Below are 14,167 nucleotides of genomic sequence, written 5' to 3' on the forward strand. Positions count from 1 at the left end.
GTAATATGGCAGTTCGCGGAGATCATCACGGAAGACTAAAACGCACCGACAAGAAAGCTGCTCCCAAAGGAAGTGGCGGACCTAAACGCGGTTTACGGGCGAAAGGACCAACCCCAAAAGCCGAAAATCGCCCTTATCACGCCGCCTATCGCGCCCGTATCCAAAAAGAGCGCCGCGAAGAAACACAGGCAGCTCAACGCAAGGCGCGCGCTAAACGTTCCCTAATCCATGTGCGCCGCGGTCACCAATTGGTTGCGGGACGTAACCCGGTATTAGAGGCTCTGCAATCAGATATGCCAGTTAGCCGGGTGTTTGTGGCAGGAAATCTGGCGGCGAATAAGAAACTATCCCTCCTACTTTCCAAGGCAAGTGCCCAAGGCTCCCCAATTGTGGAAGTCCCCCGCTCTGACTTGGACTTAGCTACCGAGGGAGCGGTTCACCAAGGGGTAGCGATAGAAGTTCCCGAGTTTGCATACAGCGACTTAGAAGATTTGTTTGAAAATGCCGAAAACAACGCTACCCCGCCGTTAATCGTCCTATTAGATGGGGTTACCGATCCTCACAATCTGGGTGCTATTGTGCGTAGCGCGGCAGCTTTTGGCGCCAGTGGGGTAGTAATTCCGCTGCGACGCAGTGCCACTATGAACGTAACCGCCTGGAAAGCCTCCGCCGGAGCTGCGGCACGCCTACCGATTGCGCGAGTATCTAACCTGGTGAACGCCATTAACCAATGTAAAGAGCGCGGCTGTTTCGTAATGGGACTAGACGGCGCTGGCACGTCCTCGGTACGCGAATCTAACTTGGCTGACGGGCCATTAGCACTGGTAACCGGAGCTGAGGGCGACGGGATTTCCCGTTTGGTAAAAGAGAACTGCGACCTGCTTACCCGAATCGAGATTTCCTCCCAAGTTGAATCTTTAAACGCTGCGGTAGCGACCGGAATTGTATTATCCGAGGTAGCGGCGCTGCGCAGGCAAGCGGCAGCCAAATAGGGGCGCGAAAGCTAAAACAAAGGCGCGACACGACACGGAAGACAGCTTCCTGCCATCAGGCAAGTTGTTAAGGGCTGCGGGGTCTGCTAGGGACTGCGGGTTAAAAATTGCCAGCTTAAGAACCGTATCCAAGCAAACGTAAAGTTGCCACCAGGGTACAAACGATTGCAAATAGAGCCGCTAAAGTACAAAACACTCGTGGCCAAACTGGGCGAACGTGTTTACGCCACAAATAAATCGTCACTGCCAGACCAAATATTCCCAGGAAAAACCCGAGGGGTACGAACAGTGCGGTAGCGATAGAAGAAATACCGAAAGCTATAGGTAAAAAGTAGGTGAAGAGTCCGTGGCGAGCACGCGGTGACTTAACTAAAGATTCCAGTTTGGTATCTATGTAATCTGGTTTTACAGGGGCGGGAGGAGTGTTTTCACCCCATCCCATCAGGTCACCGTATTTGCGTAGCAGCTCCGCGTCCTCAATCCGAACCCGGGCAGCAGCCTTTCCCCAGGTGGAATCGCCATTAGCCATACTATCTGCCGCTTGAATAACCTGGAAACCATTCCCGGCTTTAATTACGGTTAAATCAGCTTCCGCTATCGCAACTACCTGGTCAGGGCTCCCCAAATAGGCTTCCAGCTGCTCATAGGTGTAGAGACGAGGCAGGGTAGCGCTTTCCTCTAATTCGCGAACTGTGGAGCGTACGGCTTTAACTATTTGATTTCGGCGCAAGATAGGGGTGGGTGCGAGCAGAGCGGATAGACGCTGAAAATACTCATCTAGCGGAGAAAGCTGCGCTTCTATCTGCAAACACCTCACCTCACCTGTTCATTTGTAAAACTGCGCACAGTTATAAACCGAAAATACTGCTTAACACATATTAGCGCAGTATCAAATGGCGAAAGATAATTATGAATCCTAGCTGAGCTTGGTAAAACTAAAAAGGTTTAACAAGTTAGAGCGGAGAATACAAGGAATGAATAGTAAAACAAGTGTTCGCAGTGTGGTGGTGACCGGTCTGGCGTTATTCGCCATGTTCTTTGGGGCTGGAAACCTGATTTTCCCGGTAATGATCGGGGTAGAATCCGGGGTCGAGCAAGTACCGGCAACTGTTGGTTTTATGCTTACCGGTGTGTTGCTGCCAATGGCAGGGATGATTGCCGCCGCAACCTCATCTTCAGGGGTGCTGGGGATTATTGAACGCATCTCGCACTATCCCGGATTGATTTACTGCTGGTTAATCTTCTTGTCCACCGGAATGCTATATGCGATTCCGCGTACTGGTGCTGCCTCCTATTCCATGTCTTTTCAGGCAGCTGCTGGTGATTCGCACCTTTGGTTATTTGTTTATACCCTGGTTTTCTTCGGAATCGCCGGTTTCTTGTGTCTAAATCCCCGCAACGTGCTTGACCGGATTGGCGGTCTGCTCACTCCGGCGCTGCTTGTTTTGTTGGCAGTAATGATTATTGCGGCGGTAGCCACCATGTCTCCCTCGGAGGCAGCTCCGATTGAAAAATATGCTTCTAACCCCACCTTGAAAGGTGTATTTGATGGCTACGGCACTCTAGACGCGATTGCATCTTTCGTGTTCGGCGTGGTGATTATTCGCGCTTTGCGACATAAAGGATTCCAGCCCGGCAGGCAGCTTTTCAAGGTAACTGCGTTCTCGGGAGTGATTGCAGCATTCTTCCTGGGGATAATCTACTTCGGCTTGTCGATGGTAGGTTCGCGGGTAGGACGACTTAATCCAGAAGTTAAAGATGGCGGTGAAGGTCTGGCATTTGCCGCCCAATACCTGTTCGGTTCTACCGGTCGGATAGTTTTGGGCGCAATTGCTATTTTGGCCTGTCTAACTACTGCCATCGGTCTAATCGAGGCATCAACCCAGTTCTTCCAGGGACTATTCCCCCGGGTATCTCGTCCGGTTTGGGTGATTTTACATGTGCTGGTTTCTTTAGCGATTGCAAACTTAGGTTTGAAGTCACTTTTGGATGCGATAATCCCGGTAATGATGTTCTGCTACCCGATAACAATCATGCTGGTAGTTACCTGTTTACTGGATATTTTCATTCCGGGGCATATGTTTTGGGCTTACCGGCTTTCGGTATGGGTGGCAGCAGCATTCGGTCTGTTCGATGGGATAAAGGCTGCCTGTGGTCTGTTTGAGGGTTCACAGGTTGCTGCACAAGTTACTCAATGGATTGATAACACTATCCCGATGGCATCCCTAGGTTTGGGTTGGTTGACTCCCTCGTTCTTAATGTTGGCTATCGGTTTGGTGATTGATATTGCCCAAGGTCGAATGAAGAGCCAATTAGACTATGACGCGGTGGCCAGGGAACGTAATCAGTCGCTGGTAAGTGCCGGTTTAGCGCTGAATGAGGACGAGCTAGACGAAGTTGCGAAAACCCAAGGCGGTCAAGCAACTACCGGGGTCAATAAAGAATCTAGTAACTAACAGCTAGATTTTTTCCAGTCCCGCCAAGATTACCGGCACTATCCCAAGGAGGATAAATGCCGGTAATTGGCATATTCCCAAGGGAATTACCAGGTGGACTGATAGCTTTTGAGCCGCTTGCCGAGCGCGCTGCTCACGGTTGGCACGTACTCTGATTCCGCTTCCTTTTAGCAGTGCATCAGGGGCAACCCCATCTTTCCAGGCTGGCTCCAGCGCCTGAGATAAATAGCTTGCCCACTCGGGACTAGCTTTTTCTTTCAGCAGTAAAGACCAGGAATCATTCCAGCTCACCCCAAATAGGAGCGCCTTGGAAACCTGCGTTAGGCGAGGCTCTTCACAGGCAATAGCTAGGGCGCTAAGAACCCGTGGAATTGAAGAACCAGCAGCTAGACCCGCACTTGCTAAATCTAGAATAACTGCCGGGTCGAGGGTGCTAATCCGTTTTGGGGCGTTTGGGGTTACGCTGGTGGCATTTTGGGGTTTTTCCGGTAAAAACCAAGGTAGAGCGCCCAGGAAAAACCAGATGCCTAGATAAAACATGACTATGCCTTTTCAGCTTGGGAAACTAGACGAAACATCCAAAACATCCCTGACAGTAAGGCGATAACCCCGCCCAGCGCACTAATCGTGGCTAGACCACCAGAAAAAATTGCTGCCAAGGGATTAGCTCCCAAGAGGACACCCAGAGCAATTCCTCCTAAAGGTAAGAATCCGAGTATCAGGGCGGAGGTTTTCGGTGCGGTCAAAGCAACTTTGCGGGCACGGGCGGCGCGAGATGCTTCAGTGAGCGAGTCAGCGCAACCGGTGAGTACCTGTGATAGGGGCGCGCCAAGCGCCTGTGAAAAGCGCACAGCAGCTAGTAGACCAGTTAAAGAATTCCTTTCCCAACTGGTTAAATGGGGCTTAATTGCTGCCTCCAAATCGCTAGCATTAGCACTGGCAGGAGGGTCGAAGCCGTGACGAGGCAAAGTTTTTAACCAGGCACTTTCAGAATCTGACCCGGCATTTAGACGGCTAGCTACCTCAATTACTGCCGCAGCCAGCTGAGGTTTGGGATTAAAGCGGCGCAAAAAGGAGGAACGACAATGCTGGCAGAGATTAGCTACCCCGGTAAGTAGAATGCTTTTAGGAGTGGGATTAATCGGATTTACAGCATCTGGCAGATGCCAAGGTAAAGCCATCAGAAACAATAAAACAGCAAGAAAAGTAGTGGTTTGCCAGTTCATTATACCTCCGGTAGGTTCTCAAGATTGATATCGATTAGCGCTGATAACTCGCGCCAATACTCCCCACGCAGTAAATTCCCGGCGGGACTAACCTGCAAGGCTAAACCGGCAGCTAGCCGTCCTCTATCCCAAAAGGGAATTCCAATCTCCGAAATATAGCGCCTGGTTCTCCCCTGCTCGCTACAGCGACGAATCTGCAAAAACGCATCTATTCCCGCCACGACCTGCGCCCCAATAGTTGATTCCGGCATTAAAGCCAAGGCTCCCAGTGCCACCAGGCGTGCAGGCACATCTGTGACCGCATTGGCATGAACCGTAGCCCAGGTGCCCTCATGTCCGGTGTTCATCGCCGACAGCACCTCACGAACCTCTGCACCTCGACATTCCCCCAAAACAATACGGTCAGGTCGCATCCGCATAGCTGCCCGCACCAGCTGCGACATAGGAACGGCTCCCGCTCCCTGCACATTAGCTTGGCGCTCTTGCAGATGAATTAGATGAGGATGGGAGGGGAAAAGCTCAGATACTTCTTCGATACACACGATTCGCTGATTCGCAGGCACCATTTCGAGCAGAGCAGACAGCAAGGTGGTTTTCCCGCTGCCAGTAGCGCCTGAGATAAAACAGGAGGCACGCCGTTTAACCAACGCGGTTATTACCGGCACTAATGCTGCCGAAACGGTTCGGGATTTAACTAGCTGACCAAAGTTAAGCCCCCTTGCCCTGGGACAACGTAAAGAAATAACCGGATAGGGAACCGCGAGGGGAGGTAATACTGCATGTAGACGAATCCCGCCAGGCAGCGTGCCGTCGGCAATCGGCGCCGCATCATCTAGGCGTTTTCCCGCTGCCCCCGCTAATCTAACTGCCAAGGATCGCAACTTAGGAGCAGAGCCGAAGTTAAGTGTAGTCTTGTTTAGACCGCTGCCACTATCAACCCAAACCTCAGATGGTCCATTGATTAAAATGTCTGTGACTGAGGGATCTTGAATCAAGGGAGCAAGCTGGGGTCCAAAACCAGCAAGTTCCGCATTTATATTCGCCAAATCGGAAATTAGATGACTCATTCCGGCAGTAGGAGCACTTCCGGTGCGAACTACCTCAACTGGGGAATGCCCCTCGGCGATTTGTAGACGTAAATCAGGATTTTGGGCGTCATGGTCAGGAGAAGTAAAAAGAGCGTTACGGATACGCAAGCCCAGGTTTTGAAAAGAGCTCATTGCGCGTCCTCAAGAATCGTTTGTAGCAGCCGAGTTACCTGGTTTTGGAAACCACCAGTCCAGGCGAGCCCTAAACCTTGCCGTTGAATATGTTTAAGTTCGCGGCAGTTAGTTAAGGAGAGGTTCCCTGACCTTGATTTTGATAGAAAGAATTTCTTGGGGGCGCGGTTAGTAACTATTAGCACATCAGTTTGACGAAGTAAGCGCAGGTAGTAGCGATTTTCTGAAGCGTGGCGATAATCAGCTATCACCAGGTTCTTTCCAGTAACTCCCGGGCTTAAATCCTCAGATTTAAGCTGACCCCAATCCCAAATAACCAGTGAAAACGCACGAGAAAGTAGTGAACTTATATAGGCGATATGTCGCGGATTTCGGCTGCCTAGGCTAAGAAAGCGAGTTCTGCCTACCCGAGGTAAAACCTGACCTAGACGCGAAACTAGCAGGTCACCCTCGATACTAATAGACGAAAATTCAGGGATTGCGGGAAAACCTAGACGGCGTAACCCAGGAGAATAACCGGAGGGAGAATCCTGGGGATCGCTGCTGCTAGCATCCACATATACCGAGTTAGTGGCAGTGTTAGCCAGTCCGAAAGCAACCGAAGAACAGCCAGCACCCGCTGTCAAACCGAAAACGTTAATGCAGTTAGCTTTAGGAGGATAGCAAAGGTAATCCACCCGAGCTAAAAAAGAGTTTAGTTCACAAGGAAGCTGGAAAACCCCTGGTAATGGCGCAGCATGGTGAGAGAAATCTGCCCTAATTACGGCTAGCTTAGGGGGTAAAAATCCTAGGTTAGCTTCAGGAGGTGCAACCGCTAGGCTTATCTGGCTACTTTTAGGCAGAACCACAGTGGTAGCCCGAAAACTGGCAAGGGAAATCATTTGCGATAGAAACTTTAGCTGCGCAGGTGGAAATCCCCAGAGTAAACAAGTTGGGGAAGCGGTCGCAGGCAGCGGCAGCCGGGCAGATGTTGATAGAACTGCTGACATCGCCCACCCTCATTTAGTTGATTACCGGTGCAACTCCAAGATTGGGATTTCCGGGTTATATGGGGCAAAAGTGCAGAGAATCTCTACAGGATTGTGCGGGATTATCTACCCTTGGGGACAGGGATATTAGCAGTTGGAAACGTAACTATGGGGATTACCCTATTTGCGTCCTCGGCGTTTAGATTTCTTCGAGCGTTTCCCGCTAGAAGTGCTTCCCAAATCCAGGTAGCTTAAAGCGCGGAAGAACAGATTACGGCAAAAATCACCGAAAGAACGCAAACCCTGCGTCAGCTTGTTCCAAATCGGGGCGATACGGGGATGTTTACGAAAGACCACAAATGAAGTTCCCAAAATGACCAGAATTATCAGGAAGCCGATTGCCCATTTTTGGTTCATAGTTATCCCCGGATGATCCTGCCCGCGCACTTCAAAACCTTTAACCAAGACTTGCGGGTTTTTCCAGGTGACAGTGTTTCCTTTCATGCTCGCCCCGGAATAGCTGTCAGTTTTAAGAACCGGACCGGGGAAAGAAATCGACAGACTGAACTGGTCGGTTTGGGTATCCAAAAAATCTAGGCTCTGCACCGGGTCAAGTTTGACCACATAGCTGTCACCAACATGTTTAATGGTTACAAAAGGTTTTTTGGCTTGCGAAATATGCTGCGCCTTGACGGTAATGGTGCAATCGGAAAGCTGGTCAGTGGATTTATCGGTGATGGTCACTTGTGCAGTCTTGAGATAATCCTCAATCCCGGGAATCTGGTCTTTGCATTTAATGTCCTGCGCAGTACGGGGCTGCATCAGGTGCGTGCTGAAATAGTAGGTGTCATTATCGTAAATCTGCATTTGAGTATAGGACTGGCAGGCGGAAAGAATCAGCGCCAAAGGCAGCAACGTTAAGGCTAGGAGCCGTTTACGATTCACAATCTGCCTCCCTTTATGCAAAGTACCAATCCAGATACCTTTTCCCACTTTTCCTTACGCCTTTAATCATAGTGTAAAGGGCGCAAATGCTAGCCAAAGCCGCGATTAACTCTCTAGAAGAGTATTTTGTGCGCGCTAAATCTGGCTTCGTCCTCGATAGGAGTTTTAGGAGGTCACCGGTTTTGAACAAAGACGGTTAGGAGGACGCATGGGGACTTGTCTGGGTGGCTGGGATTCATCGCGTAGTTTGCCCCGATTGCGTAGGTTGGGTTCTTAGGGAGGAGGAAAGGGAGGGGTGCAAGCTGAGAGTGAAAGAGGTTGGTCGAGGGTGTGCTGGGAGGCGGTAAGGAGGGTTTAGGCTGCGGAGTGCGTAGAGGGGTGAGCGAGGCGCGGGAGCGTCTCTTTAACTAAAAGCCGGTTTTGAACATGGCTAACGGCCTAAAGTAGCTACTCTATGAGTCAGGTCACAGCTATTTTGGCTAACTTTTAGAGCTGCGCACTAGAGAATGCGGGAACTATGACCGACAATAGAAGAGTAAGAGCAACCACGTGTTGCCGTGTCTACTGCCGCAGGAGGCATTATTAAATGACAGTGAATGAGAAAGATATTCTGGCTGCTGCCCCAGCAAACGCACCTAAAGAAGTTGTTGATTGGGTGGTAAAGATTGCTGAATTGGCCAAACCCAAGGCTATCGAGTTCTGTGATGGTTCCGAAGCTGAATGGACTCGCCTAACCGATTTGATGGTAGAAACCGGGATGTTTACCCGCTTGAATCCCGAAAAGCGTCCTAATTCGTTCCTGGCTCGTTCCCTTCCCTCCGATGTGGCTCGTGTAGAGTCCCGCACCTATATTTGCTGCGAAAAGGAAGAGGACGCCGGTCCGACCAACAACTGGTATGACCCGGCTGAAATGAAGAAAATCCTGAACGAAAAGTTCGATGGTGCTATGGCTGGTCGCACCATGTATGTTATCCCCTTCTCCATGGGGCCGCTGGGTGGCCCGATTTCCCAGCTGGGTATTGAAATCTCTGACTCCCCCTACGTGGTCTGCAATATGCGAATCATGACCCGCATGGGAGCTAAGGCAATGGATTTGATTAACGAGGGTCGCCCCTGGGTTCCGGCAGTTCACTCCGTTGGCAAACCGCTTGCCGAGGGCGAGACTGATGAAGCCTGGCCTTGCAATGACGAAAAGTACATCACTCACTTCCCTGAAACCAACGAGATTTGGTCCTTTGGTTCTGGCTACGGCGGGAACGCCCTTCTGGGCAAGAAGTGCTACGCCCTGCGTATCGCCTCCACTATGGCTCGCCGTGACGGCTGGATGGCAGAGCACATGCTGATTCTGCGTCTAACCGACGAAAAGAACGGTCAGCAGTATCACGTAACTGCTGCTTTCCCCTCTGCCTGCGGCAAGACCAACCTGGCGATGCTGCAACCCACCATTCCGGGTTACAAGGTTGAAACCGTTGGTGACGATATTGCTTGGATGCGTCCTGGCGAGGACGGAACTTTGCGGGCTATCAACCCGGAGGCTGGTTTCTTCGGGGTTGCTCCGGGCACCTCGTACAAGACCAACCCGATGGCTATGGAGACCATGAAGGAAAACACTATCTTCACCAATGTGGCCCTCACCGATGACGGTGACGTCTGGTGGGAAGGCATTGACGGAGATACCCCTGCACATCTGATTGATTGGCACGGCAATGATTGGACTCCAGAGTCTGGCGAGAAAGCTGCTCACCCGAACAGCCGTTTCACTACTCCTGCCTCTCAATGCCCGATTGTTTGCCCCGATTGGGAAGCTCCGGAGGGCGTTCCGGTTACCGCTATTTTGTTCGGTGGACGTCGCGCCTCCAATGTTCCGTTGGTTGCTGAACAGTATTCCCCGGCTCACGGCGTATTCATTGGTGCTTCGGTAGCTTCGGAGCAGACCGCTGCCGCTGAGGGCGCGGTTGGCTCCCTGCGTCACGACCCGTTCGCAATGCTGCCTTTCTGTGGCTACAACATGGCTGACTACTGGGGTCACTGGCTAGAAATGCAGGATAAGCTGGGCGAAAAGTTCCCCAAGGTTTACCAGGTTAACTGGTTCCGTAAGGACGAGGACGGCAACTTCTTGTGGCCAGGCTATGGCGATAACTCTCGCGTATTGGATTGGATTGTGCGGCGTGCATCTGGTCAGGTTGATGCGATCGAGGGTCCGACCGGCTACTATCCTCGTTTTGAGGACTTCAACCTAGAAGGTCTGGATTTGGGTAAGGATGAATGGGACAAGATGTATGCCATTGATCCTGATGCCTGGTTAGCCGAGACTGACGATACTGAACAGTATTTCTCTCAGTTCGGTGACAAACTGCCAAAGGCCATTTCGCAGGAGCTAGCTAAGCTGCGTGAGCGCTTACAGGCTCTAAAGTAGTTCTGTTAGCTAACAGAGTTCTTTAAGTTATAAGGGCGGGGTGACCGGAAACGAAAGTTTCCGGTCACCCCGCCCAACTTGTCAGCTAGGGCAACCAGAGGCTACCATTTCCGGCTGCCAATAGATTCTTGCCAATCCCATAAGAGATAGCCCGATCCGCCAACGCCAGCACCTCCTCAGTTAGGGGTGAAACTCCGTAGAGCAGCTCAAAGGCTAAGCGAATAGTTTCTTCCCGCTCCATGCTATTGGTGCGAGAAATCTGCCAGCGCAACGCATTTACCACCTCGGTTAAGGTGAGCGAGCCTAGTTTACGTGGCAAACCAATCGGGGATTGCAGGGCGATATTCCACTCATCCGGATTCACTTCCGCCGGCCACACTGTCCGCATTCCCGGCTCGGATACCAGTTTCAAATCGGAAGATAGACAGCGACTAGCTTCATCTGGGCGTTGGTCGTTATATTCAATCCGGTACTTTTGGCACAGCCGACGCGCCAAAAATGCGAGCGGCATCGGACCTTCTGCGCTAATAATACTTTTTTCGAAGGAGGCGCTAGAGCCAGCAACAGCCGGCTCGTCCAGGCTCTTTTTGGGGCGGGTAAAACGTGGTCTGTAATCAAAATATCCGCGCACGCGAATCGTAATTAACTTGGTTGAAGGCTGCCGGTCAGCCTCAGCTAGTATCTCTCGCTGTTTTGCAGGTGCCGATAGGCTCACCCGTGAAGGGGTGAGTACGCTTTGAGCCGGTTTTCGTAAATCAGAACCTGCCAGTGATGATAGCGTCAGCGGGGGCTGGTGGCGCGTTAAAGATTCCGGCATTTCGTCCTCGACCTCTGCAAAAGCAGAACGTTTAATCGGGGGTGCGGAAATCTCCTTCGCGGGCGTTGCCGCGTCGATTTCTTTCACAGCTGCGGGTGATGGCGGGGATTGGGAAGTTAGCTCGTCGAAATCTACCTCTAGTTCCGCATCGAAACCTAAATCTGCGGGGAGCGCGCTGGCAGGAGCGTTAGGGACAATAGCTTCGAGCAAAGTTGCCGGAGCCAGATAGCTGGGTGGGATTGGCGAGCTTGCAGGGGTTCTAGTTTTATCAACCGGTTTGGATAAGTTTTGCTCACTAGGGATAGGCGCAGCTGGCAGCGGATTAGGGGCTGCGGGAACAGCTGTTTGTGGGCTAGGCGTGGCAAGTGCCGAGGCGGGAAGGCTCAGGTTATTGGGCGTGGCTACCGAGTTGGTACCAATCTCGGCAAGCTTTGGGTTATTTGCCGATATTTGCGGGGTTAGCGGCATTTTTAGGGAGGACGAGTTAGCTGGTAGCGGGGAGGTAACTGCCGGTTTCATGGGGGCGGCAGTTTCTGGGGGTGAACTCGCCGGTGAGATTTGGGGCGGAGGAGGTGCTGGACGCATAGCGGGTTGATTGCCCTCTTGCATCTTTGGCTGGGAACGCCGGCTAGCTAGGGAACGGCGGGCAGGAAACTCTTTACTGGAAGTATTTTTGACAACAGGATTGGTTTCAGGACTGGAAACCGGTGATAGCGTCCCCGATTGAACGGCTGCTACCTGCTGATTCTCTGCTGCCGGTAGGGGGTGGTCACTTCCGTTTAACACCGGAATCCAAGATAATTCACCGCTGGGGGTGCGCCAGCTGGGAGCAGTTGAGCTGGTAGGGCTAGGTGAATCATTGGCGGCAGCATAAGCCGCTGAAACCATGGCAGCTAAACCCATTCCAGAGATTTGGTTCTCACCTGTATCTTCAGGTAAGCGTTCCGAGTTATTTTGCGGGCTTTGAACCGGCGGGGTGACCTGAACGCCCTCAGCAGGTGATTCCTCAACGCTATTTCCCCACTTCGCGCTGGTTACCTCCTGTGCAATAGAGCCTGTAGGAGAATAGCTGGGAGCTAGCTCCGCCCCCGTCTGTGGTGCTATCGGCGCTGTTGGTTGCGTCGGTACTGGGGGTAGCGGCGCTGCAGCTACTGTTTGAGGATGCACAGGTGTCGCTACCTGCGGTGATAGTGGCTCAGGGTCTAGGGCGGGCTGTAGTGCTAGTTGCGCTACCCCCGCCTTCTTTGGTTCTGTGTAGACCTGTTTTCCTAAATCTGGCAGAGCCTCCAAAACTAGAGATGCCGGATTTTGGGAAATGGACTGCCCGGCTTTCATCCATAAACCGAAAGCCGCTTCAGCAAGCTCACCTTTACCGCAAAGCATTCCCGCCAACGCCACCGTATCTACCAGTCTTTTTACTTGCCAGCGAGGTAAATCTGCCGTCTTGAATGCTGCGCGAGCCTGCTCGATTCCGCTACGTAGCTCGCTCAAACGCGAATCGGCAAGCTCCGGTGCCAACTGCTCAGCTAGCTCAAGGCAGCGCCTGACCACCTCATCTATGGTTAGCTTAGACACCTAGCTTCGCCCCTTTCGCGAACTTAAACAGGTCCCCATCCCCGGCGTGACCAGCCAGGCAGCCACTCGCCGAGAAGTGAGGATAGCTGCCGCTTTGCGAACCTCACGTTTGCCAGGTTCACGTCCAGTTTCCTGCATCTTTGAAAACCATTTTAGCAGGTGAGCAACTTCGCGATCGATACCGCACATAATATGCGGAGAAATTAGAAGCGCACTTTGGGCAGGATGTAACTTTTCTTGGACAGCCTCCGCTACCTCCTCGGTCAAGAAATCATCTACCCAGGCAAAACTGTTGGTTTCAGCCGAGGTGATAACTTCGGAAAATTTAGAACGCGGATCTCCGTTCGGGCAATTAACCCAAGGTAAATCCTGAGGGATACCCAACAGCGGGGATAGATACTGATTTGCCCACTGATTCCAGGAGGTAGCCCAGCAAATTTCATAATGTTTCGCCAGTTCACGCAGTCTTGCTCCCAGGAGGCGTGAAAATACCAGATTAACGTTGAGGGAACCGTCTTCTTTGAGCTGCACCAGGCGGGCGCGCAATAAGGGGTTAAGGATACGCCGACCCGCCCTACCCCAAAGATTTAACGGACCGTCTACATCTAAGAATAATATCGGGTTTACCTGGGAATACTCTCCCGAATTTTCAAGGAATGGTCGCGGGGGTAAAGAGGTTTCTGCCGATGAGGACGCGGCGCGGGTTTGACTAGAATCAGCCGCAAGCCCTGTGGCTTCGGCTTTTGGGTGTGGAACTACACTCACGCGCCCTCCTTAAACTCCTAACTTCACATTATAGCGAGATTATAGGTAGCGCAGACCGCGAAGCTAGTTTTGGCTCGTACCAGCAGAATCCGGTAGGAAAAAACCGCGCCAGATATCTTTCTAGGCAACCCGGATACGGGAGTCGCCACGGACGAACTCTACCGCGAGCCCTCCCCCCACGGCCTCCAGATAACCCCTAATAGTGCCGACTTTGGTGCTTTCTAAATCTCCGCGTTCAATCTTGGAAACTTGCCGTTGTGAAACCCCGATACGCGCGGCCAGTTGCTGCTGCGTAAGTCCGGAGGCTTCCCGCAGTTCCCGCAGCTTATAGGCGCGAACTTCCGCCATCATCCGTTGCTTATGAGAATCAACTAAAGTTCTGTCCACCGGATGTTCCGTTAGAAAATCATCTAAAGTCACAGTCATTTCACTTCCTCCTTCGCAACTGTTCTAGATGCCAGTCATAAAGCTCGTCAGCAATGGGGATATTCTTTCGATACCAGCGTTGCCACTGCCCTGACTTATCCCCAGCAACTAACAAGATAGCTTGCCGAATAGGGTCAAAAGCGAACAGAATTCTGATTTCGCTCTTGCCGCTAGAGCCTGGACGCAGCTCTTTCATATTTCGGTGCCGAGAACCCGAAATACTGTCTACCAGGGGTCTACCCAGCGCCGGACCATGCTCTTGCAGAATCTCCAAAGCCGCTACTACCTGCGCACGCGAGTTTTCGTCAAGCGTTAATAGCCATTGGGATACTAGCTCAACATCAACTGTCCACACACTAGC

Annotated in this window: 13 protein-coding genes; 3 read left to right on the top strand and 10 right to left on the bottom strand. The window is 51.9% G+C overall.

Going from position 1 to position 14,167, the window contains the following annotated elements; all coding sequences use genetic code 11:
- Positions 1-5: 5 nt before the first annotated feature.
- Positions 6-992 (top strand): 23S rRNA (guanosine(2251)-2'-O)-methyltransferase RlmB, encoded by a 987-nt coding sequence (gene rlmB, locus QZT94_RS00555; protein ID WP_296762709.1) that lies wholly within the window; start codon positions 6-8, stop codon positions 990-992.
- A 115-nt stretch (positions 993-1,107) separates the two neighbouring features.
- Here rlmB and QZT94_RS00560 read toward each other — a convergent pair whose 3' ends face one another.
- Entirely contained in the window at positions 1,108-1,800 is a 693-nt protein-coding gene (locus tag QZT94_RS00560; RefSeq protein WP_072510520.1) for a hypothetical protein, read from the bottom strand.
- A gap of 166 nt (positions 1,801-1,966) precedes the next feature.
- Between QZT94_RS00560 and brnQ the strand changes: the two genes are divergently transcribed.
- Positions 1,967-3,448 (top strand): branched-chain amino acid transport system II carrier protein, encoded by a 1,482-nt coding sequence (gene brnQ / locus QZT94_RS00565; RefSeq protein ID WP_296762712.1) that lies wholly within the window; start codon positions 1,967-1,969, stop codon positions 3,446-3,448.
- 3 nt (positions 3,449-3,451) lie between these two features.
- Here brnQ and QZT94_RS00570 read toward each other — a convergent pair whose 3' ends face one another.
- The 5 genes from QZT94_RS00570 to QZT94_RS00590 all read right to left on the bottom strand — a co-directional run bounded on the left by QZT94_RS00570 (position 3,452) and on the right by QZT94_RS00590 (position 7,855).
- Positions 3,452-3,988 carry a hypothetical protein gene (locus QZT94_RS00570; protein ID WP_072510518.1) on the bottom strand — a complete coding sequence of 179 codons (537 nt, stop codon included), beginning with the start codon at positions 3,986-3,988 and terminating at the stop codon, positions 3,452-3,454.
- 2 nt (positions 3,989-3,990) lie between these two features.
- Positions 3,991-4,674, bottom strand: a complete 684-nt coding sequence (locus QZT94_RS00575) for a hypothetical protein (protein WP_270626069.1) — start codon at positions 4,672-4,674, stop codon at positions 3,991-3,993.
- On the bottom strand, positions 4,674-5,894 hold the full coding sequence (locus QZT94_RS00580) for a TadA family conjugal transfer-associated ATPase (RefSeq protein ID WP_270626068.1): 1,221 nt from the start codon (positions 5,892-5,894) through the stop codon (positions 4,674-4,676). The genes QZT94_RS00575 and QZT94_RS00580 overlap by 1 nt, the downstream gene beginning before the upstream one ends.
- On the bottom strand, positions 5,891-6,883 hold the full coding sequence (locus tag QZT94_RS00585; protein WP_296762717.1) for a hypothetical protein: 993 nt from the start codon (positions 6,881-6,883) through the stop codon (positions 5,891-5,893). The genes QZT94_RS00580 and QZT94_RS00585 overlap by 4 nt, the downstream gene beginning before the upstream one ends.
- Positions 6,884-7,042: 159 nt before the next feature.
- Positions 7,043-7,855 (bottom strand): hypothetical protein, encoded by an 813-nt coding sequence (locus QZT94_RS00590; protein ID WP_296762719.1) that lies wholly within the window; start codon positions 7,853-7,855, stop codon positions 7,043-7,045.
- A 538-nt stretch (positions 7,856-8,393) separates the two neighbouring features.
- On the opposite strand from QZT94_RS00590, the gene QZT94_RS00595 reads away from it, so the two are divergent.
- On the top strand, positions 8,394-10,223 hold the full coding sequence (locus QZT94_RS00595) for a phosphoenolpyruvate carboxykinase (GTP) (protein WP_072510514.1): 1,830 nt from the start codon (positions 8,394-8,396) through the stop codon (positions 10,221-10,223).
- 85 nt (positions 10,224-10,308) lie between these two features.
- Here QZT94_RS00595 and QZT94_RS00600 read toward each other — a convergent pair whose 3' ends face one another.
- The 4 genes from QZT94_RS00600 to QZT94_RS00615 all read right to left on the bottom strand — a co-directional run bounded on the left by QZT94_RS00600 (position 10,309) and on the right by QZT94_RS00615 (position 14,161).
- Positions 10,309-12,615, bottom strand: coding sequence for a hypothetical protein (locus QZT94_RS00600; RefSeq protein WP_296773084.1), 2,307 nt, complete (start codon positions 12,613-12,615; stop codon positions 10,309-10,311).
- Positions 12,616-13,380 carry a hypothetical protein gene (locus QZT94_RS00605; protein ID WP_296761263.1) on the bottom strand — a complete coding sequence of 255 codons (765 nt, stop codon included), beginning with the start codon at positions 13,378-13,380 and terminating at the stop codon, positions 12,616-12,618.
- Positions 13,381-13,500: 120 nt separating this feature from the next.
- Complete coding sequence (locus QZT94_RS00610) at positions 13,501-13,806, bottom strand: helix-turn-helix transcriptional regulator (RefSeq protein ID WP_296761262.1); 306 nt, start codon at positions 13,804-13,806, stop codon at positions 13,501-13,503.
- A gap of 1 nt (position 13,807) precedes the next feature.
- Positions 13,808-14,161 carry a type II toxin-antitoxin system RelE/ParE family toxin gene (locus QZT94_RS00615; RefSeq protein ID WP_296761260.1) on the bottom strand — a complete coding sequence of 118 codons (354 nt, stop codon included), beginning with the start codon at positions 14,159-14,161 and terminating at the stop codon, positions 13,808-13,810.
- Between the last annotated feature and the right edge of the window lie 6 nt (positions 14,162-14,167).

It is taken from the genome of Varibaculum sp. (assembly GCF_008661855.1).
Classification (GTDB): Bacteria; Actinomycetota; Actinomycetes; order Actinomycetales; family Actinomycetaceae; genus Varibaculum; species Varibaculum timonense_A.